The sequence below is a fragment of the Aeromicrobium phragmitis genome, assembly GCF_003674095.1.
Taxonomy (GTDB): domain Bacteria; phylum Actinomycetota; class Actinomycetes; order Propionibacteriales; family Nocardioidaceae; genus Aeromicrobium; species Aeromicrobium phragmitis.
In genome coordinates this window covers 1-489 of record NZ_RDBF01000064.1, presented here as the reverse complement: position 1 = coordinate 489, position 489 = coordinate 1, and the positions used below count along the sequence as shown (strand labels likewise).

1 protein-coding gene is annotated in these 489 nt (G+C 70.6%); it reads right to left on the bottom strand.

Annotated elements, in window-relative coordinates:
- Nucleotides 1-489 (bottom strand): sugar phosphate isomerase/epimerase family protein (locus D9V41_RS16260; protein ID WP_133434234.1); only part of this gene is annotated, 489 nt, incomplete at both ends.

The following is a 489-nucleotide window of genomic DNA, read 5'->3' as shown; positions in this document are numbered from 1 at the left end:
GCGGGCCGAGGTTCTCGCCCTTGAACTCGACGAAGTCGGCGGCCAGCGGCGCTGCTGCAGCGGTCAGGCGATCGGTGCTCCAGCCGGCGGCCTCCGCGGTGCGGTCGGCCAGCCAGGTCAGCGAGCGGCGGGCGTGGGCGGCGGTGCGGACCACGTCGGTCTGGCGGAACGTGTCGTTGAAGACCTCGAGCGAAAGCGGGCCGGCGTACCCGGCGCGCAGCACATGCCCGAGGAAGGCCGTCAGGTCGAAGCTGCCCTCGCCGGGGAAGAGGCGGTGGTGACGGCTCCACGAGAGGACGTCCATGTCGAGCGCCGGAGCGTCGGCCAGCTGGAGGAAGAAGATCTTCTCACCGGGGATGTCCTCGATCGCGGAGGGATCGTGCCCGCGCGAGAGGATGTGGAAGCTGTCGAGGCACGTCCCCAGGTTGGGCCGATCGGCCATCTCGACGATACGCCAGGCGTGGCGATAGTCGTCGACGAAGCGGCCCC